The organism is Turicibacter sp. GALT-G1, assembly GCF_025594995.1.
GTDB classification, from domain to species: domain Bacteria; phylum Bacillota_I; class Bacilli_A; order MOL361; family Turicibacteraceae; genus Turicibacter; species Turicibacter bilis.
This window is the reverse complement of sequence record NZ_JAMQUS010000008.1, coordinates 54,235-79,338: the sequence shown is the minus strand read 5'-3', so window position 1 is coordinate 79,338 and position 25,104 is coordinate 54,235. Positions and strand designations below refer to the sequence as shown.

The window sequence follows — 25,104 nt, the reverse complement described above, 5'->3', positions numbered from 1 at the left end:
TACAGTTTAATAAAGAGATTGAATAGAACTAAAGGAGCGAATAAATAGATGAGAAACTTAGTTAAAGAAGATTTTAAAGGGGTTATTTCAATTGAGGAGCATGGAAAATGGGTTTTTAAACAAGCGTATGGAGAGGCTGATCTTGCCAATCAACGCCTTAATCGATTAGAAACAAAATTTCCTATGGCATCAGGAAGCAAAGTATTTATTGCAGTGGCCATTTTACAACTTATTGAGGGGAAGTTTATTTCTTTTGATAGCACACTTGGCCAACTCTTACCCTTTGATTGGCACCATATTGATAAAAATATTACGGTTCGTCAATTATTGACACATACGTCAGGATTACCTGATTATTTTGATGAGTCGCTTTGTACGGACTATGCGAAGTTATGGGAGAATTATCCGAATTACCGAATTCGAACGTCTCAAGATTTACTTCCCTTATTTCTTCATAAACGCATGGCATTTCCGAAGGGGCAAAAGTTTCAGTACAATAATGCCGGGTATGTAGTCTTAGGATTAATCATTGAAGCTGTCACTAAATTATCGTTTGATCGTTATTTAGAAAAAATCATTTTTACTCCTTGTGAAATGGAGGATACTGGCTATTATGAGCTTGATCGATTACCACTTCACTGTGCAACGGGTTATTGTCTAGATGAAGAGACACAAACTTATTACAGCAATATTTATAGCCTTGATGTGAAAGGAAGCGGAGCAGGAGGAGCCTATACAACAGCAAAAGATATGGATCGCTTTTGGACGTGTTTGATGAAAGGAAGATTAATTTCTCAACCGATGGTGAATGAAATGTTATCTCCTCAAGTGAAGGAAGATTGGTATGGTTACGGGGTATGGCTTAAATCGTTAGATGATGGTCACTATCTTCCGTTTATACAAGGGAGTGATCCAGGAATTAGTTTTATTAGTTCTTATGATCGACAGAAGTGTCGAACTATGACAATGATGAGTAATTTTGCTCAAGATGTTTGGACCTTACACGGGAATTTTTATAAGGATTTAAACAACTAAGTCTTATTTTAACCAGACGTTGGAATTTAGGATAGAACTAATGTTTGAACTCATGCGTTGTCCCTTTATTTTACGACAAACATTCGGTATAATAATAAAGTTAAGAATGTAGATAAAGGATGAAACGTATGTATTTAAAAAGAATTGAGACAATTGGTTTTAAATCCTTTGCAGATAAAACTGTCGTTGAATTTGAACAAGGTGTCACTGCGGTCGTTGGACCGAATGGATCCGGAAAAAGTAATATTTCCGATGCGATTCGTTGGGTACTAGGTGAGCAGTCAGCTAAGAGTTTACGTGGGGGGAAGATGGAAGATATTATCTTCGCCGGAACATCAACTCGTAAACCATTAAACTTTGCTGAAGTGACGCTTGTTTTAGATAACAGTTGTGGAAGTTTACCAATTGATTATGAAGAAGTCAGTATTACGCGCCGTGTTTATCGTACGGGAGATAGTGAATATTTAATTAATAAACAAAAAGTGCGTTTGAAAGATGTCGTCGATTTAATTATGGATACAGGGATTGGTCATGACTCTTTATCGATCATCTCTCAGGATAAGGTTAAGGCAATCGTTGAGGCGCGCGTTGAAGACCGCCGTGTAATTATTGAAGAAGCGGCTGGTGTATTAAAATATAAAATGCGTAAAAAAGAAGCGACTCGAAAGCTTGAATCAACAAGTGATAACTTAAGTCGTGTACAAGATATTATTTTTGAGCTTGAGGACCAGGTTGAACCGCTTCGTAAGCAGTCAGAACAAGCTGAGAAGTACATGGTCTTAAAGCAAGAATGTAGTGATTCTGAAATTAGTGTGTTAGCTTATGATATTAAAACTTTAAATGACCAAATGGAGCGTTCAAAAAAGGAACGTAAAGATGTTGAATTTGAGCATGTCAGTATTAATGCTAAAATTGCTAATGATGAACGTCGTCGTGATACGTTAAAGCAAAATCAGCAAGCACAAGAGCGCCAGTTGGAACAATTACAAGCTGATTTAGTTGAAACATCAGAATGGATTCAAAAGCTTCAAGGTCAACGTGATGTTTTAAAAGAACGTCATAAAAATGCGTCATCTAATAAAGAAGAATTAGCAGAACAACAAGCACAACTTGAATCACGTTTAGAAACTTCACAAGTCGAGTTGAAAACAGCTGAAGAGGCCATGACAAAGACGAAGACATCGTTAGAAACGAAGCAATCACAGTTACAGAAGGTCTCTGAAGAGTATCAACATTTAGAAGAAAACTTAAAGATTCAATTAGATACGACGCGTGACGCTTATTTTGAAGATGTGAATCGGTTAGCGAGCGTTAAAAATCAATATATTGCGATTAATCAGCAGATTAAGCGAACAGAGACCACGCTTGAGCGCATCAATGAGGATGAGGAAAAAGCGTTACTTGATCGTGACGCATTAGTTCAAGAGCAAGAGACATTTAAAGCACAGTATGGAAAGTTTGAGACATCGCTAAAAGAAAAACGAGATTTATATCAACAATTATATAAAGAACATCAACAACGCTTAAAGCAGGCAGAGATGGAAACAAATCGTCATCGTCATTTAACCCATCAGTTAGATAAGATGAATAACCGTTTGCAATGGCTTGAAGATGCTCAAAAAGATTTCTCTGGATTTAATGAAGGGGTTAAAAAGATTTTAAAAGCTCGTGAACAGGGACAAGTCTCTGGGATTGAAGGGGCTGTTGCTGAGTTAGTTACGGTTCCAAAAGAGTTAGAATTAGCGATGGATGTCGTCTTAGGGCCAGTCATGCAACAGATCGTCACGACCAATGATGATTCTGCTAAAAAAGCCATTGATTTTTTAAAGAAACATCACGCAGGACGTGCCACGTTCTTACCATTAAACGTTATTAAATCACGTCTTTTACCACTGGATGTTCAAAATCGTATTCAAGGAAATCAAGATGTGGTAGGTGTAGCTTCACAATTAGTTGGCTATGATCAACGTTATCGACAAATTGTTGAAAATATTTTAGGAAATATTATTGTAACCAAGGATTTAAATGTGGCGAAAAATTTAGCAAAACAGCTGAATTATCGTTATCGTATCGTAACGTTAGAAGGTGACGTGATTAATGCTGGAGGGGCGATGACCGGAGGGGCTGTGAAGCGACAAGGTTCATCTTTACTTCGTCAAAAAAATGAAATTGAAGATTGCCAACGTCAAATTCAGCAATTAACGGATGAGTTAGAACAGTCAAAAGTACTTCAAGAAGAATGGGCACAGACCGTGAAGCAATCTGAAAAAGAATTGCAAAAGGTACAACTTGCTGGTGAACGCTTAAAAGAGAAGATGTCTGAAGTGAATCAACAGAAGTTAGCGTTTGAATATCGTGAAAAATCACAAAATGAACGTGAGCAATTACTTCGTATTGAACGTCGTGAACATGAAGCCGAATTAAAACAATTAGTTGAGAAGAATAATCAGTTAGCAGAAGATCGTTTAGTTCTAGAACAACGTATTGAAGAGGCAAAAGCAACAATTGAGACGTTAGAAGAACAACTTGAACAACAAGAAGAATTAAAATCTCAATTATTACAACAGATGACTGAATTAAAAGTCGATGTGGCAAAACTTGAAACGGCATTACATAATGAGTGTGCGACGTTTGAGCGTTTAAAAGGTGAAACTGAACAAGCTAGAATACGTTTAAAAGAATTATTAGATAAAATTGCTGAAAGTGAACAAGCATTACTTGGAAATGACGATGAAGTGGTTCAATTAGAAGCAAACTTAGCTGAGAAGAAAGAAAAACGTGAAGGCATCATTGAACAGATTCAAGATCAACGTGTCACGTTAACAAAAGTCAGCCAAGAATTAGAGACACTTGAACGTGAAGTTCGAGAAAGTCATAAAGTGCAACAAAAGATGGCTGAGTCATTAAATCAATTAGATGTTTCAATTGGGAAAGTCGATGTTGAGATGGATATCATGATTAAAAAGTTAGAGGAAGAGTATCAGATGACGTTTGATCATGCAAATGAAAATTATCCATTAAAAGGCTCAATTGAAGAAATTAAATCACGTATCCGTAGTATTAAAGGTCAAATCGCTGCACTGGGTGAAATTAACGTTGGAGCGATTCAGGAATATCAACGTGTTAAAGAGCGTTATGATTTCTTGACGACACAGCGTGATGATTTAATCGAAGCGAAAGCCACGTTAGAAGAGACCATTAATGAAATGGATCAAGAGATGACGGTGAAGTTTAAAGAAACGTTTGATCTGGTTCGTGAACAATATATGGAGATCTTTAAAAAATTATTCGGTGGTGGAAGTGCGGATTTAGTGTTGACCGATCCTCATGATTTACTTCATACAGGGGTAGAAATTATTGCTCAACCACCAGGAACGAAGTTAAAGACTTCGAATTTATTATCAGGTGGTCAAAAGGCATTAACATCAATCGCGTTATTATTTGCTATCTTAAAAGTTCGTACGGTTCCGTTTTGTGTGCTTGATGAGGTTGAAGCCGCACTCGATGAAGCGAACGTCGCACGCTATGCGAACTATTTAAAGGCATTTAGTAATGAGACGCAATTCATTGTCATTACTCACCGTAAAGGAACGATGGAAAAAGCCGATGTTTTATATGGGGTGACGATGCAAGAGCGTGGAGTGACGAAATTAGTTTCAGTCCGCATGGATAATGTCTCAGACTATATGGATGACGAAAAATAATAGTCAGATGGCTAAAAATGTGATAGAGTAACAATAAGTAGTAGTTAACTATAATACAATATGATGATTGAGGTGGCATCTATGGGTTTATTTGATCGTTTGAAATCGATCGTTCTTGGAAAGAAAGAAGTGTCTGAGACAGAATTACGTGCTCAGCAACATTATAAAGAAGGTATGAAGAAAACACGTGGGAACTTGTTAAAACAATTACAATCAGTGTTTTCAAGTTATACAGATGTGAATGAAGAATTATTTGAAGAATTAGAAGATATCTTCATTATGGCAGATATCGGGGTTTCAACGGTTGTTGAATTCATTGATCAATTAAAAGAAACTGTTCGTGAGCATAATGTAACAGATCCAAAAGAGTTACAACGTATCATGGTTGATAAGTTATTTGAAATTTACGTCAAGGGTGAGATTGTTAACTCAAACTTACGTATGAATAAAGAAGGTTTAACAGTTATTTTATTTGTTGGGGTTAACGGTGTTGGAAAAACGACATCAATTGCTAAAATTGCTCATCAATTAAAAGCTAAAGGAAAATCAGTATTATTGGCAGCGGGAGATACGTTCCGTGCGGGTGCCATTGAACAGTTAGAAGTTTGGGGAGACCGCATTGGTGTAGATGTTGTTTCTTTAAAAGAAGGTTCAGACCCATCAGCGGTTATGTTCGATGCTATTAAAGAAGCGAAGGCTCGTAATGTGGATGTTTTATTATGCGATACAGCGGGACGTTTACAAAATAAAGTTAACTTAATGAAAGAGCTTGAAAAAATTAAACGTGTCATTGAACGTGAAGTACCAGGTGCGCCTCACGATACGTTATTAGTTATTGATGCAACAACAGGTCAAAATGGAATGAGTCAAGCAAAAGCATTCTTAGAGGCAACAGATGTTTCTGGAATTGTTTTAACTAAATTAGATGGAACAGCTAAAGGTGGAATTGTTTTAGCAATCCGTAACGAAATTGGAATTCCAATTAAGTATGTTGGTTTAGGTGAAAAAGCAGAAGATTTAGTTCATTTTGATATTGAACAATATATTTATGGTCTGTTTGCAGACTTATTTGAAGGTGACGAGAACTAATCGATGTTACGTTTGATTTTAAAATAAGTCGGTAGGCATGATAGATTGGACTGGGGGCAAAACGATGCTAGAGAAAGTCAATCGAATGAATGAGCTATATGATACTTATCAAGAGTTATTAACGTCTAAGCAAAAGGTGTATTTCGAACTTTATTATCAAGATGACTTATCACTCAGTGAGATTGCAGAGCAGTTTGAGGTAAGCCGAAATGCAGTATTTGATAATATTAAGCGCACAGGTAAGTTGCTTGAAGATTATGAAGATAAGTTACAGTTATTAAATAAGCGTGAAGCACGCGAAAAGATTATTGATCAGATGATGTTGCATACATCGGATGAACAGTTAGTGAAATGGATGAATGAGTTACAATCACTTGACTAAAAAAGAATAAGTTAAATTTACAGTGCGAAATTAACTTATTCTATTGTTAGACTGGGTGAATGATGTTTTTATATAGAAACAAAAATGTATTTCATATTTTTAGGATGAGTCATAGTTTCACAAACCCTTTGGGACTAAGACATCCTATCGTCGCGGGGTAACCTAGCGATTTCTGAAAGAAATCTATTCCACCACCGCTAGGGATTAAAAGTTTTTCAATTAGCAAAAACTTATCGCGACTTGTAGATATAGGAGGTTTATAAAATGGCATTTGAAACATTATCAGAACGCTTGCAGTCAGCACTAAAAAGTGTTACACGTAAAGGAAAGTTAACGGAAAAAGATGTTGACGTGATGATGCGTGAAGTCCGCTTAGCGCTACTTGAAGCCGACGTAAATATTAAAGTCGTACGTGAATTTATTAAAGAAGTAAAAGAGAAAGCCATTGGGGAGACTGTTTTAAAAAGTTTAACACCAGGGCAACAAGTTATTAAAATCGTTAATGAAGAGTTAACGAAATTAATGGGTGAAAATGCAGCTGAATTAAACTTTGGACATACGAAGCCAGCTGTGTTTATGATGGTCGGATTACAAGGGGCCGGAAAAACAACTCATACAGGGAAATTATCAACTTACTTACGTAAGAAAGAGAAAAAGAATCCGTTATTAGTCGCTTGTGACGTGTATCGTCCAGCAGCGGTTGATCAGTTAAAAACAATTGGGAAACAATTAAATATTCCAGTTTTTGAAAAAGGAACATCAATGAATCCGGTCGATATTGCCAACGAAGCAATGGCATATGCGCGTGAAAATGGTCACGACTTAGTGATTATCGATACAGCCGGACGTTTGCATATCGATGAGCAATTAATGGATGAGTTAAAAGATATTAAAGCGTTAGTTAAACCACAAGAAATCTTATTAGTTGTTGATGCCATGACAGGACAAGATGCGGTAAATGTAGCACAGTCATTCCATGAGCAATTAGATTTAACAGGGGTTATTTTAACAAAATTAGATGGGGACACTCGTGGTGGTGCGGCTTTATCAATCCGTAAAATTACAAATGTTCCAATCAAATTCATGGGGATGGGAGAAAAACTTGATACATTAGAAGTATTCCACCCTGAACGTATGGCATCTCGTATTTTAGGTATGGGAGATGTTATGACATTAATTGAGCGCGCTCAAGAGAATTTTGATGAAGAAGAAAGTATGAAGTTAGCAGATAAAATGATGAATGCAACATATGACTTCAATGACTTCTTAAAGCAAATGAAGCAAATGAAAAAACTGGGTGCATTTGAAGATATCTTAAAACTGATTCCTGGAGTAGGGAATCAATTGAAAGATATTAATATTGATCCAAAACAAATGGCTCGTGTGGAAGCAATCATTTACTCAATGACAGAACAAGAACGTAAAAACCCAGATTTAATTAATGCAAGTCGTAAAAACCGTATTGCTAAAGGGTGTGGATGTGATATTGCTGAAGTTAATCGTTTAATTAAGCAATTTACAGACATGCGTAAAATGATGAAGAAATTCTCAAACATGGATCCACGTCAAATGGAACGTATGGCAGCCGCTATGCAACGTGGTGGAGGAAATCCAATGGCTGGCCTTGGTGGCATGATGGGACAAGGTAAAAAAGGAAAAGGTAAAGGACGTGGAGGATTCCGCTTCTAATAAAGAAGATCGCTAAATAGGCGATCTTTTTTTTTGTGATAAAAAATGAATAGTTAACAAAAATTTTTTCCGCAAAAAGGTGAGACATTTGAAATTATTCTGAAAGATGAAATGATATTAATAAAAATTTGGTTGCATTTATCATAAAAAAGAGTCTTTTACAAAAAAATAAGGAGGAAAAGATGGCTTTAATAAAGTTAATGCATAGAAGATAAAAAGCATGTTTATATTTTTCTCATTATGTTGAGAATGCCATGAACTATGTTCTTGTATGGGACTATTACAAATAAGGATTAAGAAAAAAAAGAGTGAACTAAATCATTTGGAAATATCAAATGATACGCTATGTATTAACTGTTTCTTCACAAAATTAACACACAATTTATGGATAAAGCATCTAATAATGGTTAAAATGAGGTTGTTGATGAACAATACAGATTAATAATAAACAGGTGGAGGGACTTATAATGTTCAAAAAATGGTTAAGTGTTATCTTATCAGTAGCAGGTGTATTAGCCTTTATAACAGGATGTTCGACCAATGAAATAGATAGAGGTGAAACATCACAAGAACCAAAAGTGACAGCAGAAGCTAAAGAAGGTGAAATGGCAACAAAAGTTCCTAAATATGTGTTTATGTTCATTGGGGATGGAATGTCTCAAGTTCAAGTGAACTCAGCACAAGTTTACGAAGGAAGTAATGTATATGGAGACGTTAGGACATCAAATTTAAGTTTTACACAATTTCCTGTTACAGGCTTAGTTACAACCCAAAATTCTAGTTCTTTTGTTCCAGATTCAGCATCAACGGCAACATCCTTGTCATCAGGTGTTAAGACGCATAGTGGGGTCATTGGTCTAAATGTTGATAAGACAGAAGCGACGAAAACTATTGCTGAACAAATGAAAGAATCTGGTAAAAAAGTTGGAATTGTATCATCTGTCACTTTAAATCATGCGACCCCAGCTGCCTATTACGCTCATGTTGAATCACGTGGAATGTATTATGAAATTGCTAATCAATTAGCAGAATCTAACTTTGACTACTTTGGAGGAGGATCCTTATCTCAACCAACAGGAAAAGATAACAACGAAAAAGATGCTTTCGAAATTATTAAAGAAAATGGATATACAATTGCCAATACCAAAGAGGATATTTTAGCTCTAGATGAGAATTCAGGCAAAGTTTATGCGGTAAGTCCGGTTTTACAAGATGGTGGGTCACTGCCATATTATATCGATACAAAAGCGGGAGATTTAACACTAACTGACTTTGTTCAAAAAGGAATTGATGTATTAGATAATGATGAAGGGTTCTTTATGATGGTTGAATCAGGGAAAGTTGACTGGTCATGCCATGCTAATGACGCAATGACAGCCATTCAAGAAGTTTTAGGGTTTGAATCAGCAATCGATGTGGCGATTGCCTTTGCTAATGAGCACCCAGAGGAAACGTTAATTGTCGTTACGGGAGATCATGAAACAGGTGGTATGAGTATCGGATTTGCGGCAACTGGTTATGATACAGCATTCGATTTATTAGACGCACAAAAAATGTCTTATGTAGCATTTGATGAATTAGTTAAAGCGAAAAAAGAAGAAAATCCAAACTTAACATTTGAAGAGATGTTACCAATGATTAAAGAAAACTTTGGCTTATTAACAGCTGATGATGAAGCTGCAGCAGTTAAAGAAAATCAAGCCTTCGTTTTAAGTGACTATGAATTAGCAAAATTACAAGCTGGATTTGAAGAATCAATGAAAGCAGTAGAAGATCGTACATCAAGTGAGGAAAATGACTTATTATACGGTGGATATGATCCATTATCTGTGAGCTTAACACATATTTTAAATAATAAGGCGGGAATTGGATGGACTTCATATGCACATACCGGAACACCAGTAGCTGTGTATGCCATGGGAGTAGGATCTGAAAAATTTAGTGGATTTTATGACAATACAGATGTTTATCATAAATTAGTTGAAGTAACAGGTTTAAAAGAATAATCCATATTGAGATAAAACTAGTTAAGTTAAATAATTAACAAGACTGGTGAAAACCAGTCCTCTATCATTTTGAAGGAGTCGTTTGTTTTGACGTGGTTAAAGAATAAAATCAATCGAAAAGAATGTGTTATGATTGGAGTTTTTATCGTTTTACTTGCTCTTTTATGGTGGATTCCAACGGGGTTTCAAAAACAAATTTATGTTAATTCAGAAGGTGTGAAAGCAAAAGTCGTTGAAGTAAATAATAAGGGTGTTTATTCCACGGGGATGATTCAACAAGGGGACCAACGTTGCACAATTGAAATTTTAGAAGGTGAACACAAAGGACAACAAGTTGAAGGGATGAACTTGCTGACTGGAAAGTTAGAGTTTGATAAAATGTTTAAACCGGGCGATGAGGCTTGGGTATTGTTAGAGTTGGACTCATCGAATGAGGTTATCTTCGCTAATATGGTGGATTATTATCGAATCGATCAACAAATTTTCTTAATTGGATTATTTGTTATACTAATCATTGCCTTTTCGGGCTTTACTGGAGTTCGGACATTGTTGTCGTTTTCCTTTGCTTTATTTAGTATTGTGAAGATTTTAATTCCATGTCTGCTAAAAGGAATCCCTCCATTATTAGTTGCCTTAATGGTTGGAAATTTATTGACAGTTATAACCTTGCTATTAGTCGCAGGTTGCAATAAAAAGGCATATACGGCAATTATAAGTTCGATGATTTGTTCTTTAATGACGTGTCTATTAGCTGTTGTATTTGGGGATCTATTTAAGATGCATGGAGCCGTGATGGATTGGTCAGAGTCTTTACTTTATGCAGGATATCAACATTTAGATTTAACGGCCATTTTTCAAGCGGGAATTTATTTAGCTTGTTCAGGTGCCATTTTAGATTTATCGATTGATATTTCAGCTGCTTTAGACGAGGTTATTAAAAATAATCCAAGTGTTTCACGAGCAAATTTAATTAAATCGGGGCTTTCGATTGGAAAATCCGTCGTTGGGAGTCAGACAACAACGTTATTACTTGCTTATATGGGAAGTTATATTACGATTTTAATGGTTTATATGGCACAAGGAACACCATTAATGTCTATTTTAAATTCTCAAAAAGTTTCATCTGAAATTCTTCATACGTTTGTTGGGTGTATTGGGTTAGTTCTTGTTTCACCACTAACAGCTATCATTTGTGGGATTGTTTATTGCCCAAGACATCATTGTGAAGCAGGAATTGAAACATCACCACTTATTCCAGAAAATTAATATAATAAAAAGCGCCCTGTTTAATGACAGCGCGCTTTTTGATAGGTTCTTTATCTAATTGTTCGTTGAGTTTGGTAATTTTGATAATAATCATCTTCGGCAAATTGATTGGCTTCATAATTTTTAATTTGAGGCTTTAGATCGATGACCTCAGTTTTAAAGATGAGATCATGTAGTGTTCGATGGTCGCTACGTTCACTGCACATGAAATAACTGATGATATGGCTCAGTCCAAATGTAAGTATGAATAACGAATATTTGGTTAGTTCTCTAAGCTGAATTTCCCACCAAGCTAAAGGAGTATGTGACTTTAAATGTAGTGGTTTCAGTTTGAAAATAAGCTTGCCTATACTTTGACCTTGATTTAGACACGGAATTAGAAAGATTAAAAGATATAACCCAAGGATAAGGATAACTTTTTGTAACCAGCCCATTAAGGTAAAAGCACACATAAAAATAAATAATATAGTCATTCCAAAATCAAGGAGATAGGCGTTGCTGCGTTGAATGAAATTTGCGATATAAATTGACTCTTTCACACATTCACCTCTTTAATCCAATTTGTGGATATTATAACATTGAAACGTCTTTGTGTAAACGTTTAAAATAGGGAGGTTAAGAGGTAGTAAACTAGAGACAGTTGTGCTTAAAATACAGGGAAATAAAAAATAAGCCGCCTAGGGGTGGCGGCTTATTATTCATACTTTGACCATATGTGAAAGGGAGAGGAGAAGTATGATAGAAGAATAGGGGGGATTATTTTTATAGTAACCTCTCGGCTACAATTATAATATTGACATTAACTATATTTTCTATACAATTAAATTAGAAAAATATTAGGAAGTGATAAAATGCGAGTTGTTGCTGGAACATTAAAAGGACGTAGCATCAAGGCAGTTAAAGGAACAAATACGCGACCAACGACAGATAAGGTTAAAGAAAGTATCTTTAATATTATTGGCCCTTATTTTGATGGTGGAGTAGCATTGGATTTATTCGGTGGAAGTGGAAATTTAGGAATTGAATCATTAAGTCGTGGAATTGATCGTGTTATTTTTGTCGATCGAGAAACGATTGCTATTAATACGATTAAACAAAATGTTAAAGATTTAAAAATTGAAGATCAAGTTGAAATTTATCGAAATGATGCATTTAAAGCATTGAAAGCCATTGTCAAACGTGGTTTACAATTCGATTTAATTTTATTAGATCCTCCTTATAAGGGGCAACGTATTAATGAGATTATCGAGTTTATTCATGAAAATGAGTTATTAGCTATAGATGGAATTATTATGGCCGAGTGTTTAAAAGAAGATGAACTTCATGAATCAATTGGAGATATTCATCAAGTTAAACGTGAAATTTATGGAATCACCGCTATTACCATTTATAATCGAGTAGATGAAAACTAATTCACTGATTCATGATTACTCATGAGTAGTGTTAACGTGGAGGATATAGGAATGGATAAAGTAGGACTTTACTCTGGAACGTTTGATCCGGTGACGAATGGACATTTAGATGTCATTGAGCGCGGTTATGAACTATTTGATCGTCTTTATATCACTGTGGCGCAAAATATTAATAAGAAAACATTATTTACAGTTGAAGAACGTGTAGAGATGTTAAAGTGTGCGACAGCACATTTACCTAATGTAGAAGTGATGGTTTGTTCAGATAAATTAGTCGTAGATTTTGCTAAAGAAGTGGGAGCTAAAACGATTTTACGTGGTCTTCGTGCGGTTACAGATTTTGAATACGAATTTCAAATTGCAACGACGAATAAGCGATTAGCACCTGAGATTGAAACGGTCTTTTTGATGACAAAAGCAGAAAATATGTTTTTATCGTCATCAACGACAAAAGAAGTCGCTCGATTTGGAGGCGATGTTTCAAGTTTTGTACCTGACTTTGTCAAAGACGCGTTAGAAGAAAAATATAAAATATTACAAATGAAATAATGTGAAGAGATAAGTAAGGTTTGCTGTTACTTATCTCTTTTTCTTTATCCTTTCATTTTTATAACTAGTGTGGTATCTAATACAAGATTGCTTGGGAATAGTGACTAATACTTCAGCTAATAATGGACTAATTTTAAAGGAAGAGACTGAATTAAAGAACGAAATTAAAGGAGGTTTGCTGAAATTATGGATTAAAAAAGCTTATCCATTATTTTGGATAAGCTTTTAAGCTAGTTTATGTTTGACTCTTATTTTTATTTGGTGGTATAGTTTTAAAACGAAATAAGAAGCAAATAAGACCACGGTCAGTGGAATGAGAGAAGAGTCCACTGTAGATGGAGTTGAGTCGAGAGGAAGGAAGACATCTATATCCTCTCTTAAGACTGTTTTCCATGTCAGTAACACGATGAGTGCACTCGTACATCCATGAAGGAGTCGCATGATGAAATATTTAAGATAAGGAATATTTAAGTTTTTGGCAAACATAAAACTTTGTGTGTGGACAGATAGACCAGTAAAACTAATAATAAAAGCAGTTAAGACGAGTTTAGTTTGAAGAGGAGCGGTTGTTTGCGAAACTTTAGTGACTCCTTGGGTAAATTCAAGAATTCCTGCTACAAGTGGTTCTATTGACGCTAGACCTATATCTTCAATAAAAGGATGCATAATGACATTGAAGAGTTGTGTAATCTCGATAATATTAAACGTCTCAGAAATGATGTAGAAAAAGACGATAATTCCTCCAACACGGATTAACGTTTGAAGACTACTTTCAATACAGTCAATCAAAATAGCAGAAAATGATTGATTTGGAAATTGAACGGTGACTTGGCGAATTGTTTCTTTGGAGCGAAGTAAAGGATAACAACAAATAAAGACAGCAATTGATCCTAAAAGATGCGCTATTAATAATAAGTAACCAATCGTGGTGGATTGATACAGCACGACGCCTACCGTTCCGAGGATGAAGAGGGGGCTGGCAAAGTTGCAAAAATACATGAGTCCTTCCATTTCTTTAGCACTAATTAAATGTTGATCATAGTAATCTCGTGCCATCTTTGATCCTGATGGATTTCCACTAATCATGCTCAAAAACATAACAAAAAATGTAATGGGTGATAAGTGAAGTAGGTATTTAAATAATGGCGTGAGCAGCTTACCGATTAATTGCGGCACTTGATAATAAATCATGAGACGCGTCAGTACAAAGAATGGAAAGAGTGAAGGCACAACTTTTTCTGCCCAAGTGACAAAACCAGTTTTGGTCGCCGCAATAATAGGCGCTGGTTGCAGTAATAAGATAATAAGAAATGCAAGAAGAACAACAGAATTCATGATTTTTTTCATAGATAATCACCTATAATGAATGTATTGTAAAGGAAGGGAAAGTATGTCTTTTTTAAATTGACACATAACTACAAGTTATATGGATTCTAAAGTAGGTAGTGAATACTTTTTCATGAAATCATCAAGATGAAGTTAGTTTCATAGGCGTTTTAATAAGTGTTAAAAGAGGACAATTCGATTGGAATAGACATCAAGTTTTGCATATGATATAATATAATCAATGAGAATTATTATCAATCAAAAGGAGACATGATGATGACTTTATCGACATTAAAAAAAGGTGAGAGTGCGTTAATTTTAGATTTTAAAGATTTGTCAGATAGTTTCAGCCGTCGACTTTATGACGTGGGAATTTCCATTGGCTCAGAAGTTACGATGTTAAATATTTTAAACTTTGGACAATTATTTTATATTTCAATTGATGATGTTGATTTTTGTATCCGAAAACAAGATGCTAAAAAGATAACTGTTGAAAAATTATAAGGAAAATTAGGAGGTGAGTTGCTTGCGTTTAATGTTAATTGGAAATCCTAACGTGGGTAAAACAACATTATTTAATAGCTTAACAGGAGCGAATGCTCATGTTGGGAACTGGAGTGGGGTCACAGTTGATAAACTGGTAGGGAGTATTAAAAAAACGAATGATGAGCTAATCGACTTACCAGGAACTTATAGTGTGACGCCAAGTAGTGAAGATGAGGGAGTCGTAACTTATGCCCTTTTAAATGAGTCATATGATGGACTTTTAAATATTGTCGATGCAACGCATTTAAAGCGTAATCTTCATTTAACGATTCAGCTGCTAGAAGCAAATGTTCCTATCTTAGTGGCCATGAACATGATGGATGCTCTTCATAGAAAGGGATTAAATTTAAACCTTGAGAAATTAGAAAAAATACTGGGGGTTGATGGAGTCCTTATTTCTGCTCGTAAAAATGAAGGAATTGATGAAGTGATTCATCAAATACCCGCATTAACACTAAAAAAACCATTTCGTCTATATTATGGTGTCATAATTGAAACAGCTATTTCTCAGATTTTATCGCTTCTTCGTGAGACTCCTCAACATTTAGATCCCCGTTGGATTGCGATTCAGGCATTAGAGGGAAATGAGGGAATTTATCAATCACTATCTCTTGCAAATGAAGTATCCATTCGTGGGATTGTCGAGGAAACCGAACGAAAAATTATAAATGAAAAAGTCGCTTTATCATTAAAAGGTGCTATTTTTAATAAACGACGCGAATTTATTCATCAACTTTATCGTGAGTGTATGGAGACGATTCCTGGTTTTAAAGTTGAAACGAAGCCTAAGTTAACGAAGGTCGATCGTTATTTAACACATCCGATTATCGGAACGTTGATTTTTCTCGTCCTGATGTTCTTAATTTATGTGGTAACATTTGATTTAGTAGGAAATCCAATCTCCGATGGATTTAGTGCCGTATTAGATGAATGGATTGTACCGAATCTATCAAACTTCTTAGTGTCATTAGGCGCCAACCCAGATGGTTTCATTTATGGGGCACTCATTGATGGATTAGTTGCAGGGGTAGGAGGTGTGATTGTCTTCTTACCACAAATTTTAATTTTATTCTTCTGTTTATCGCTAATGGAAGCAACTGGATATATGGCGCGAGTTGCGATTGTGATGGATTATATCTTCTCAGGGTTTGGACTAAATGGGAAGGCGATCGTCCCGCTTGTGACTGGATTTGGGTGTAATGTTCCTGCGATTATGGCGACGCGTACGATTCCTGATCGGAATGAACGTATCAAAACGATGATGGTGATTCCATTTATGTCGTGCTCTGCTCGTTTACCGGTTTATGTCTTATTTGTTGGAATGTTCTTTGCGAAGTATCAATCTCTTATTATTATGGGATTATATTTACTTGGTATTGTGATTGCTTTATTAAGTGCAAAACTGTTATCAGTTTCAATCTTTAAAAAGACAGAAGATAATTTTATTTTAGAGGTTCCACCATATCGTGTTCCACAAGTCAAAAATTTAATTAGCCAGACGCTTAATCGTGGAAGTGATTTTATTCATACGGCTGGGAAATTTATTGTCTTAGGATCGGTTATTTTATGGTTATTACAAGAGATGGGGCCAGCAGGATTACATGTGGCGAGTGATGAAAGTTATTTAGCAATGTTAGGTAGTGTCTTAGCTCCGTTATTTCTTCCTCTTGGCTTTGGAACATGGCAAGCAGCTAGTAGTTTAGTAGTAGGATTTTTAGCGAAAGAATTAGTGGCCTCATCTATGCTAATTATTTGTGGGGCGGAAGCGGGGATTTTAACGTTATTTACACCACTTCAAGCCTTTAGTTTTTTAGTGTTCTCTTTACTTTATATTCCTTGTCTATCAACGGTGGGGGTCATGTATCAAGAAACGAAATCAGCTAAGACAACAGCGTTAATGGTTGCGTTTGGATTAATTGTTGCTTACCTCGTTAGTTTAATTGTTTATCAGTTAGGATTGATCATTGTATAATATGGACTTTTTATAACTCCTTTTGAATAGAAATTTAGGCTATAAAAAAATCACGACATCAAATGTGTCGTGATTTTTTTAAGTTAAAAATAAGGTGATAAAAACTAATACGGTTGAAATGAAGTTTTGTACAGCGTGTACACCAATTGAGTACCAAATATTTTGATGACGATAATAGGTATATCCTAATGCAATCCCCATCGCCATGTATTGAATAATATAGATGAAATCTCCTGCACTAATGACGTGAATCATTCCAAATAAGAAACTACTTAGGAAGATTCCGAGCCATGGATGTTTAAGAAGCCCTCGCATAATAGTGAAGCGGAAAACAACTTCTTCGGCTAGAGGGGCACATAAAATCGTCATACTTGCCATTAAAATCGGATGGAATTCCATAAGATTCGTAATGACTTGTTGATTGATTGATGACTCAGCTGATTGGGTAAAGAAGATGACAATCATACCTGAAACGTATGACGCTGCAAATAAAAGACACCAACTAACTGCAACTCCTTTTATGAAGTGTTTAATGGAAGTAATTTTTTTAAATTGCTCAGCTAGCTCACGACCAAAGAATGCGATGGAAACAATGACTAAAACGATATATGAAATTAAGTTTGCAAACACTTGAATATCTACATCGTTTGTGCAAAATGTGGCTAATAAGTGAAATGAAATCGTTGGTAATAAAAACATCACAAAGATATAAGTAAAGATTAATAAGGTTGACTTTGCTTGACGTAAATTCATTTGACACCTCCTAATAAATGATGATTGTTATGATTTATTATAGCATATCACCCTTTAAAAAGAAATAAGACAGCCGTTGTTTAAAAACAGAGAAAACATCGACATAAAGTTCTTTTTTAGAGAAATACTGTCTTGGTTCGCATGTATGTTAAATTAGACATACTTCAGCCCCACTTTTTTGATAGGTGAGAATGCTTTTGAAAGCTGCTGGAAAAGTTTTAAGTTTGTGAATGGATGGAGAAATTTTGAGGGAATGGTAAACAAACCATTTAAATGATTTTAACTGATTTTATTTATTGAGATGATTGGATGTGGGAATCTTAAGAGTGAAATAGTCGTTCTTCTTTTTTGATACTAAGACATCTCATAGTTTCGATGGGTTCCCTTCCATTTCCAATAGAAATATGTCTTCTACTGTCAGGGCGTAGTTAGTTTTTACAATGATAGATCAATGAATGGTTGAAAGACTGAAGGTGGTCTTTCTTTTTTTGTTGAATAAAAAACTTTTTTGTATTACCATAATAAAGATAAATTAATATAGTTATACAAAAAATATTTCTACTAAAATATGATATTATCAACGTTTTTAATGGTTTTGTATTTTCTTTGATGTAATGTTTTTTAATGAATTTTGATTATTTGCCACCATTTTGCCACCATACTTTTATTTTGGTGGCAATTTTATTTGTTGAATTTTCTTTCGAATAATTTGATGGCATCTACTTCGCCTTCTTTTGTAACATGACTATATGTATCAAGCGTAGTCGTGATACTACTATGACCTAAACGTTCTTGAATAACTTTTATATTAACACCTGCATTTAACAACATAGTGGCGTGAGTGTGTCTTAGTGCGTGGAATTTTAAGTCAACTCCTAATCGCTTACTCATTCTAGTTACTTTAGATGTAAGTGATTCCGGAGGAATAGGCGAACCATCTTCATTGCAGCAGACAAAATCTTGTTCTGTATAATATACGTTTCCGTAAAAATCTTTATTAGATAGTTGTTGTTTTCTATGCTCTAAAAGAGCATTTACTAATTTATCTGTCATCAATAACGTACGATTACTAGATGAAGTTTTTGTTGGTGATAACTCTAATCCAGTACCAACTTTATTCAATAGTTGTTTATCGAAAGTTATAAGTTTATTCTCTAAATCAACATTATCCCATGTTAATCCTAACACTTCACTTCGGCGCCCTCCGACTTGAGTTGCGATTAAAAAAGGGATATAATAACGAGTGTCTTTTAAATCTTCAAAGATGGTATCTAAATCGTCCAACGAAACGATTGCCATCTTTTTTTCTTCGCTTTTTTTCTTCAACTCTAAACGATCTAGAGGGTTATAAGAGATAATCATTTGCTTAATTGCTAATTTAAAAATATTATTTAAGACTTTTTTAATTGCAGCTATTGTATTGTTAGACAAACTTTTTTGCTTTTCTGCAAAGAATTTTTGAAGTATTTCAGGTGTAATACTTGTCATTTTTATAAATCCTAATTCAGGAATAATGTGATTTTTAAGCATACTATTGTATTGAACTAATGTGTTATATCGACAAGAATTGCTGGCGACATTCTCATACCAATAATTTGAGAATTCTTGCAAGGTGTAACTAACATTATTTTGGACAAAGCCTTGCTTTTCGTATTGTTGTAAAACTTCACGTAAGGCAGTTTCTGCTTCTTTTTTAGTTCTAAATCCACCTTTTTCCTTCTTCTTGTAAGCGCCATCTACTTTAATTGTAAAGTAATAACTCCATTTTTCACCACGTTTACGTACTGAACCTTTCATTTTATCACCTCAATTTCATATCTTTAGAAAACAGGATAGGGTATAAACCTTATCCTGTTTTTTTTATTTAACTACTTTTAATTTTTCTTTGTTTTTGTCGCTTGTGGTATTCGTAACAGAATAATCCGTATTTGGCGCTAATTTTGAGACACTTTTTATATATGCCTCCTCAGCTAATTCAACTTCAGTTTTAATTGATTGTGTTTCTTTAGCTTGAGGAGGGATATTGAATGTCTTGGTTGCAAATTCAAGTATATTTATTCTAGTTTGTGAATCGAATTGCAGAAACTTTTCTAATAACTCCATTTCGAAATCACTCATATTAAGAGATTTAATATATTCGGCAACGTCATTATCGTTTTGCGGAAGAAATATTTCGCCTTCTCCGTTTAGAAGCCAATATTTGTTTACATTGAATTCACGACAGATATCATTAATTGTCCTTGAGCTTACTGAGCGTCTTCCAGTTTCATAACATGCTATTTGCCCTCGAGATAAATTTAATTTCTCTGCAAACTCAGCTTGATTAAGATTAAGTAGTTTTCTTAATTTTTTTAGTCTTTCTTGCATGATTTAACCACCTTTCGTAATTATATTATCATCATTTTGTAGCAAAAGATACAATTTTATTCAAAAATTTTAAAGAAGTTGTTGCAAAAGCTACAAAATAGTGGTAATATTGTCGATGCGAGGTAGCAAACGTTACAAAAACTATGCCTCACTAAAGGGAGGTGAGAGAATGGAGAATTCTGCCGATAAAAAACCTGAAGTGTTTAGTCAGCTTGATGCGTTCAGATATATTTTGAACAACATGGATACAGTTGAGCAAAAATGCTTCGCAAGTTTTATTCATGGTATCGAGTTCCAAAGAATGCAATCATCTTTTGATAATAAATTACAGGAGGCGTAAAAATGAACAACATTCAACTGGGAGTATCTCAATCAAAGGGATATGAAAATGAAGAAATTTTTATAGTGTGTTGTGAAGTACAATATGGTAGCGGAAGTGCAAATTATTTTTTAACAGATTTAGATGGGGCATTATCAAAAAGAATTTGTGATGCTATGGTGTTTAAAAATAAAAATACTGCTCATAGATATGCGAGCAGTATCGAGTGTGTTTATCCGAATATTAATTTGTTAGGTAAAGTACAAGAAACTACTTTTGGTTTTCTATTGGATATGATGTTCTAAAACATAGATCTAATTTGCGATGTGCAAAAGAAATCATGGTTAATAAATCTATCGCATCTTGTTTATCAATATTCCAATGAATTTTAGCTTCATGCGCTGCGATATTTCGAAACATGGAAAAAATACCTAACAATAGATTTCTTAACCCAATATGTTCATTGCGTTCGGATGCGGTCTGAAGTGAATTAAGTGCTAGTAAAGGTCTTTCTCTATCAAAGGCTTTATGAACTAATGTTGAAGCATCATCTCCTAATCCAGTTTTTGAACGTATTTTATCAGATAAACTCTTTGTTGCCTCTAAAACTGCATGAAAATAGTTATCTTGAATAATTTCTTCTTTACAAAACTTCAAAACATCTGGATGGATATTTCGATCGAAAAGAATTTTATGGATTTCAGATGCTCGTGACTTAGCTTCATTAATTGTATTCGCTTTTAATGTTTGGCGTATTTTCCCATCGTCACATAATTTCAAAGATGAAAAAACCAGTACTTGATTTAATTCGAATAATATTTTTTGAAATTCATCATTCTTATTGATGAACGATACCGGTGAACAAGAGTGTTCTATAAAGTGTAGTACTTGATTTGAAGCGTTGTAACGATTTTGAGAGTATTCGAAAAAAGCATTAATTCTACGCCATTTAGTATACTGTGGACAATCTTGATAACCAAAATTTTCAAACAGTCCGGTTATTTGAGAACCAGTAAGAGAATCGCCAATTATTTTACTTATTTGTTCTAGTACTATCGGTTCTAATTTGGGAATAGGTGCCATAATTTCACCTCCTTTCGGTGAAATTATAACAAAATATGACAATTTTATAAAGGAGGAAGAGAAATGAACAATATCAATATTAAACCTTTTTACTCAAAAGGCTATGAAAATGCAGAAGTAATCAACATTCAAAATAAAGACGGAGTAGCAGTTGTAAGTAGTCGAGTGGTGGCTTATGACTTCGATAAACGTCATGACCATGTATTACGAGATATTAATAACATTATCGAATCTAATACAACCCAAAATTGGGGGCTACTATTTATCGAATCTCAATATAAGGCTTCAAACGGAAAAATGAACAAAGAATATCTACTCACACGAGATGGATTTAGCTTACTGGTTATGGGGTTCACAGGGAAAGAAGCTTTGCAGTGGAAATTACAATACATTGAAGCTTTTAACAAAATGGAGGAGCAGATTAAACAGGCGTCACATAATCCATACGCTAACTTATCACCAGAGTTGCAATCAATTATTATGCTAGATCAAAAGCAACAGATGTTAGAACAACAAGTTCAAACAGTTCAACAGAAGGTGAATGAAATTGAAGAAAATGCTAAGTTGGACCCAGCTGAATATAGTTTAGTTTCTAAACGAGTATCATCACGAGTGTATGAAGTTCAAAAAGAGCGTCAAATGAACTTAAATAAAAAACAGATTGGAGAGTTATTCAGAGCGTTGAACAGAGATATTCTTGAAATTACAGGAGTTAAGACACGTACACAATTACGTCAAAAGCATTTAGATATGGTGCTTGATTTTATTAATGATTGGTATCCATCAAGAGCAGCAATGTTTAACATTAATCAAATGAGTTTAGAGATTTAAGGAGGGGTGCAAATCATGGTAGATAAAAAAGAAAATCCAATTCCAATTCCACAACGTTTTGCAGTAACGTTGGAGGAGGCTGGTTATCTTATGGGGGTATCAGCTCAAACAATATCTAAATACATCAAGGCAGGGTTGATTCGTCCATTACGACCTAATAACAACAGTATTCGCGTTCGAGTACAGGATGTTGAGGAGTTGTCCGAGCGTATGGTTGGTCATGTTTTCGACGCTAACGAGATGGCGTTAAAGCCTATCGAAGTATACGGAATTTAAGGAGGAAGAGGAATGGATTTAAAAGATTGGTTAATAGTTGTTTTGATGTTTTTAACAGCAGCAGTCTTTATTGGAACAATTATTTATTTAATGCAGTTAATGGGATATTAAATTTTTTCGCTCTAACTTAGATAATTAATGAAATATCTAAATTAATTTTAAGGCTCATTTTCTTCGATTTAAAGGTGTTTGAATTTTCACCAGTGTTGTTTATCGGATTTTTATTTCAAACACCTTAGACAAAGAAAAACAACAAAATTTGGAGGGATTAAACAATGGGAGTTATGGATATTCACACATCAATGGATAAAGTGATTATATTTGGAATTTTATTTGTTAAAGAGTCGAATACGGTTCAAATTCGCCCACATGGATCTTTAAAAGAAATTGTGAGATTGAATATTCAATCAATTGGGGAGTTACAACGCTTTGCGGTGGAATGGTATTACAAGAATATTTATCATCAAAACTTTGGTGGAAGAGAAATGGCACCTTATGAGGTTGTCTTAAAGAATTATTAGGAGGTGCTGTATGACTTATTTGCTTGCAGTAGATGCAAAACTGAAAGATTTGATTAATGAAAAAATTGAAAATTGGGAAGAGGGGAAAAGTTGTACATTTAAATTTAGCTTCACAGAAGTTGGATTACTTCATGAGCCATCAGAAAGCGACTTAGATATATTAGTTGCTGACCTTCCGTACATTGAATCGTTGGAAGTCGGAAAAGATGAAACTTTATTAGTCACGATTGACAAACATACGTTAAAAGCAGCGTACGAAGCACAACTTCAAGAATGGATAGAAGAGAGTGATTTGAAACAGTTTGGTCGTTATGAGAGTTGTGGGTGGATTTGATGGCTGTATATCGACAAGTCTATATTACATTTTGGCAAGACGAATTCATCTTGGAGCTAACACCTGAAGAAAAGTATTTCTATCTGTATTTAATGACAAATTCTAAAACATCGCAGTGTGGAATATATCAGTTACCGATTAAGGTTATGGAAATGGAATTAGGATACAACAGAGATACAATCATTAAACTTATTGAAAGATTTGAGCAATACGGAAAGATTGCATATGATGAATCAACTAAAGAAGTGGCTTTGGTTAATTGGTTGAAGTTTAATCCAATAAATAACATCAATATTCAAAAGTGCGTAGAAAAGGAATTGCAAGGAATTAAGAGTGACTTTTTAAAGGAAAAATATAACCCCCTTATAAGCCCCTTACAAACCCCTTGCAAGAAAAAAGAAAAAGAAAAAACAAAAGAAAAAGAAGAAGAAAAAGAACAAACAGATAAAAAGAAAAATAAAAAGAAACCTGCTAACGCAGATTTCATCTCGCTATTTTCTTCTTATACAACAAATGAAAATCTAATTGAAGCATTAAGTTCTTTTGTTGAAATGAGGGTTTTAATCAAAAAGAAACCAACTGAACGTGCTATGAAGATGATTTTGAATAAATTAGATAAACTAACCTCTTCAGATGAAGAAAAGATTTTAATCTTAGAACGATCTATCTTAAAAAATTGGACAGATGTTTATGAGTTAAAGACTCAGAAGCAAAGGGGGAATACAGATGCAAAGTCTATCAGAACTATTGGGGAAGTCGACTCAACAGGACGCCAGTATCTCTAATTTAACGGAAGTTGAACGAGTTCAGTATTTTGTCAATGTAGATAATGCACGTCAAGGACATCTGAATCAGAAAGACTTCGACTGTAAGGTTTGTTTAAACAAAGGATGGATTGCAGTGGTTCAACAACATAATGACATCGTTACTCAAGCTACAAAAATATGTGGATGTATGGAAGTTCGAAAAATGATTCAAAATGCACGTTTAAGTGGGATGGGCGAATTATTAGATCATCGTTTAGAAAATTTCAAGGTTGCGGAAACGTGGCAAGGAATTGTACTTGAAGGAGCTAGAAATTACTTAGAACATCAAGGTGACTCGTGGTTTGCTATTTTGGGTCAAAGTGGAGCAGGAAAGACAATGATTTGTTCAGCTATTGCTAATAAATTATTGAAACGATATAAGAAAGTCAAATATATGGCTTGGACTGAATTTACGGAGAAGCTTAAACGAATGAGGTTTGATGTTGACCGTGATGAATACTTTGATGAATTTAGTAAAGTTGAGGTCCTATATATTGATGATTTCCTAAAAGGAAGTGTTGTAGATGATTCAGGAAAGTTGAAGGTTAATCCAACCGATGTAAAATACGCCTTCCAGTTGATCAATGAACGATACAACAAGAGATTAGTCACTATTATTTCATCAGAGTTTATGATTGATGAAATTAGAGATTATGTTGATGAAGCTGTTGCAGGCCGCATTAATGAACGGTGTAAAGAGTTCTGTCTACAGATTAAGAAAGATGGAAATAAGAATTATCGTTTTAAACAAGGAATAATTTTGTAGAAAGGTGGTGATATGAATGCTGTATAAAAATAAAAAAAAGAGCACAACTGCTACCAACAGTCATGCTCAAGG

At 34.6% G+C, this 25,104-nt stretch carries 25 protein-coding genes; 19 read left to right on the top strand and 6 right to left on the bottom strand.

Translation table 11 applies throughout. The features are described from left to right. The first annotated feature begins 48 nt into the window (after positions 1 to 48). The 7 genes from NEH74_RS01935 (at position 49) to NEH74_RS01905 (ending at position 11,171) form a co-directional block, all read left to right on the top strand. On the top strand, positions 49 to 1,035 hold the full coding sequence (locus NEH74_RS01935) for a serine hydrolase domain-containing protein (RefSeq protein WP_262941014.1): 987 nt from the start codon (positions 49 to 51) through the stop codon (positions 1,033 to 1,035). 128 nt (positions 1,036 to 1,163) lie between these two features. Continuing rightward, positions 1,164 to 4,739 carry a chromosome segregation protein SMC gene (gene smc, locus NEH74_RS01930; RefSeq protein ID WP_262941013.1) on the top strand — a complete coding sequence of 1,192 codons (3,576 nt, stop codon included), beginning with the start codon at positions 1,164 to 1,166 and terminating at the stop codon, positions 4,737 to 4,739. A gap of 81 nt (positions 4,740 to 4,820) precedes the next feature. Then, the gene (gene ftsY, locus NEH74_RS01925) at positions 4,821 to 5,828 is read left to right on the top strand and encodes a signal recognition particle-docking protein FtsY (RefSeq protein WP_055241510.1); all 1,008 of its coding nucleotides are present in this window, start codon (positions 4,821 to 4,823) and stop codon (positions 5,826 to 5,828) included. 64 nt (positions 5,829 to 5,892) lie between these two features. Then, positions 5,893 to 6,210, top strand: coding sequence for a putative DNA-binding protein (locus NEH74_RS01920; RefSeq protein ID WP_055241507.1), 318 nt, complete (start codon positions 5,893 to 5,895; stop codon positions 6,208 to 6,210). 264 nt (positions 6,211 to 6,474) lie between these two features. Further along, positions 6,475 to 7,899, top strand: a complete 1,425-nt coding sequence (gene ffh / locus NEH74_RS01915; protein ID WP_212723841.1) for a signal recognition particle protein — start codon at positions 6,475 to 6,477, stop codon at positions 7,897 to 7,899. A gap of 467 nt (positions 7,900 to 8,366) precedes the next feature. Next, on the top strand, positions 8,367 to 9,905 hold the full coding sequence (locus tag NEH74_RS01910) for an alkaline phosphatase (RefSeq protein WP_055304363.1): 1,539 nt from the start codon (positions 8,367 to 8,369) through the stop codon (positions 9,903 to 9,905). A gap of 87 nt (positions 9,906 to 9,992) precedes the next feature. Next, entirely contained in the window at positions 9,993 to 11,171 is a 1,179-nt protein-coding gene (locus NEH74_RS01905; protein ID WP_262941012.1) for a YibE/F family protein, read from the top strand. A gap of 50 nt (positions 11,172 to 11,221) precedes the next feature. Here the strand turns inward: NEH74_RS01905 and NEH74_RS01900 are convergent, their stop codons facing one another. After that, complete coding sequence (locus NEH74_RS01900; RefSeq protein ID WP_055241500.1) at positions 11,222 to 11,710, bottom strand: RDD family protein; 489 nt, start codon at positions 11,708 to 11,710, stop codon at positions 11,222 to 11,224. A 312-nt stretch (positions 11,711 to 12,022) separates the two neighbouring features. Between NEH74_RS01900 and rsmD the strand changes: the two genes are divergently transcribed. Both rsmD and coaD read left to right on the top strand, forming a co-directional pair. Further along, positions 12,023 to 12,583 (top strand): 16S rRNA (guanine(966)-N(2))-methyltransferase RsmD, encoded by a 561-nt coding sequence (gene rsmD / locus NEH74_RS01895; protein ID WP_055241498.1) that lies wholly within the window; start codon positions 12,023 to 12,025, stop codon positions 12,581 to 12,583. 51 nt (positions 12,584 to 12,634) lie between these two features. Continuing rightward, a complete protein-coding gene (gene coaD / locus NEH74_RS01890) occupies positions 12,635 to 13,132 on the top strand; it encodes a pantetheine-phosphate adenylyltransferase (RefSeq protein WP_055241495.1) in 498 nt (165 codons plus the stop codon). Positions 13,133 to 13,357: 225 nt separating this feature from the next. Here coaD and NEH74_RS01885 read toward each other — a convergent pair whose 3' ends face one another. Further along, complete coding sequence (locus tag NEH74_RS01885) at positions 13,358 to 14,479, bottom strand: nucleoside recognition domain-containing protein (RefSeq protein WP_068758833.1); 1,122 nt, start codon at positions 14,477 to 14,479, stop codon at positions 13,358 to 13,360. 255 nt (positions 14,480 to 14,734) lie between these two features. On the opposite strand from NEH74_RS01885, the gene NEH74_RS01880 reads away from it, so the two are divergent. Together NEH74_RS01880 and feoB are read left to right on the top strand one after the other, a co-directional pair. Further along, positions 14,735 to 14,962 (top strand): ferrous iron transport protein A, encoded by a 228-nt coding sequence (locus NEH74_RS01880; RefSeq protein ID WP_055304357.1) that lies wholly within the window; start codon positions 14,735 to 14,737, stop codon positions 14,960 to 14,962. Between the two features lie 31 nt (positions 14,963 to 14,993). Beyond that, positions 14,994 to 16,976 carry a ferrous iron transport protein B gene (gene feoB / locus NEH74_RS01875; protein WP_238581134.1) on the top strand — a complete coding sequence of 661 codons (1,983 nt, stop codon included), beginning with the start codon at positions 14,994 to 14,996 and terminating at the stop codon, positions 16,974 to 16,976. A gap of 78 nt (positions 16,977 to 17,054) precedes the next feature. Here the strand turns inward: feoB and NEH74_RS01870 are convergent, their stop codons facing one another. From NEH74_RS01870 to NEH74_RS01860, 3 genes are all read right to left on the bottom strand, one after another. Beyond that, complete coding sequence (locus NEH74_RS01870; protein WP_068758831.1) at positions 17,055 to 17,729, bottom strand: CPBP family intramembrane glutamic endopeptidase; 675 nt, start codon at positions 17,727 to 17,729, stop codon at positions 17,055 to 17,057. A 681-nt stretch (positions 17,730 to 18,410) separates the two neighbouring features. After that, positions 18,411 to 19,526 (bottom strand): site-specific integrase, encoded by a 1,116-nt coding sequence (locus tag NEH74_RS01865; RefSeq protein ID WP_262941011.1) that lies wholly within the window; start codon positions 19,524 to 19,526, stop codon positions 18,411 to 18,413. A 63-nt stretch (positions 19,527 to 19,589) separates the two neighbouring features. Next, a complete protein-coding gene (locus NEH74_RS01860; RefSeq protein WP_262941009.1) occupies positions 19,590 to 20,096 on the bottom strand; it encodes a helix-turn-helix domain-containing protein in 507 nt (168 codons plus the stop codon). A gap of 169 nt (positions 20,097 to 20,265) precedes the next feature. Here NEH74_RS01860 and NEH74_RS01855 point away from each other — a divergent pair, with 169 nt between their 5' ends. Both NEH74_RS01855 and NEH74_RS01850 read left to right on the top strand, forming a co-directional pair. Next, positions 20,266 to 20,436 (top strand): hypothetical protein, encoded by a 171-nt coding sequence (locus tag NEH74_RS01855; protein ID WP_262941008.1) that lies wholly within the window; start codon positions 20,266 to 20,268, stop codon positions 20,434 to 20,436. A 2-nt stretch (positions 20,437 to 20,438) separates the two neighbouring features. Continuing rightward, positions 20,439 to 20,720 carry a hypothetical protein gene (locus tag NEH74_RS01850; protein ID WP_262941007.1) on the top strand — a complete coding sequence of 94 codons (282 nt, stop codon included), beginning with the start codon at positions 20,439 to 20,441 and terminating at the stop codon, positions 20,718 to 20,720. Here NEH74_RS01850 and NEH74_RS01845 read toward each other — a convergent pair. After that, entirely contained in the window at positions 20,686 to 21,498 is an 813-nt protein-coding gene (locus tag NEH74_RS01845) for a TIGR02391 family protein (RefSeq protein ID WP_262941006.1), read from the bottom strand. The two genes, NEH74_RS01850 and NEH74_RS01845, sit on opposite strands and share 35 nt — an antisense overlap. Before the next feature lie 63 nt (positions 21,499 to 21,561). On the opposite strand from NEH74_RS01845, the gene NEH74_RS01840 reads away from it, so the two are divergent. From NEH74_RS01840 to NEH74_RS01815, 6 genes are all read left to right on the top strand, one after another. Then, entirely contained in the window at positions 21,562 to 22,329 is a 768-nt protein-coding gene (locus tag NEH74_RS01840; RefSeq protein WP_262941005.1) for a Rha family transcriptional regulator, read from the top strand. 15 nt (positions 22,330 to 22,344) lie between these two features. After that, positions 22,345 to 22,605: a helix-turn-helix domain-containing protein gene (locus NEH74_RS01835; RefSeq protein WP_262941036.1), complete on the top strand. Its 261-nt coding sequence runs from the start codon at positions 22,345 to 22,347 to the stop codon at positions 22,603 to 22,605. A gap of 275 nt (positions 22,606 to 22,880) precedes the next feature. Then, a complete protein-coding gene (locus NEH74_RS01830; RefSeq protein ID WP_262941004.1) occupies positions 22,881 to 23,126 on the top strand; it encodes a hypothetical protein in 246 nt (81 codons plus the stop codon). 10 nt (positions 23,127 to 23,136) lie between these two features. Continuing rightward, positions 23,137 to 23,460 carry a hypothetical protein gene (locus NEH74_RS01825; protein ID WP_262941003.1) on the top strand — a complete coding sequence of 108 codons (324 nt, stop codon included), beginning with the start codon at positions 23,137 to 23,139 and terminating at the stop codon, positions 23,458 to 23,460. Further along, positions 23,460 to 24,245, top strand: a complete 786-nt coding sequence (locus tag NEH74_RS01820) for a hypothetical protein (protein ID WP_262941002.1) — start codon at positions 23,460 to 23,462, stop codon at positions 24,243 to 24,245. The genes NEH74_RS01825 and NEH74_RS01820 overlap by 1 nt, the downstream gene beginning before the upstream one ends. Then, entirely contained in the window at positions 24,187 to 25,032 is an 846-nt protein-coding gene (locus NEH74_RS01815) for an ATP-binding protein (RefSeq protein WP_262941001.1), read from the top strand. Before NEH74_RS01820 ends, NEH74_RS01815 begins: the two co-directional genes overlap by 59 nt. Positions 25,033 to 25,104 lie beyond the last annotated feature (72 nt).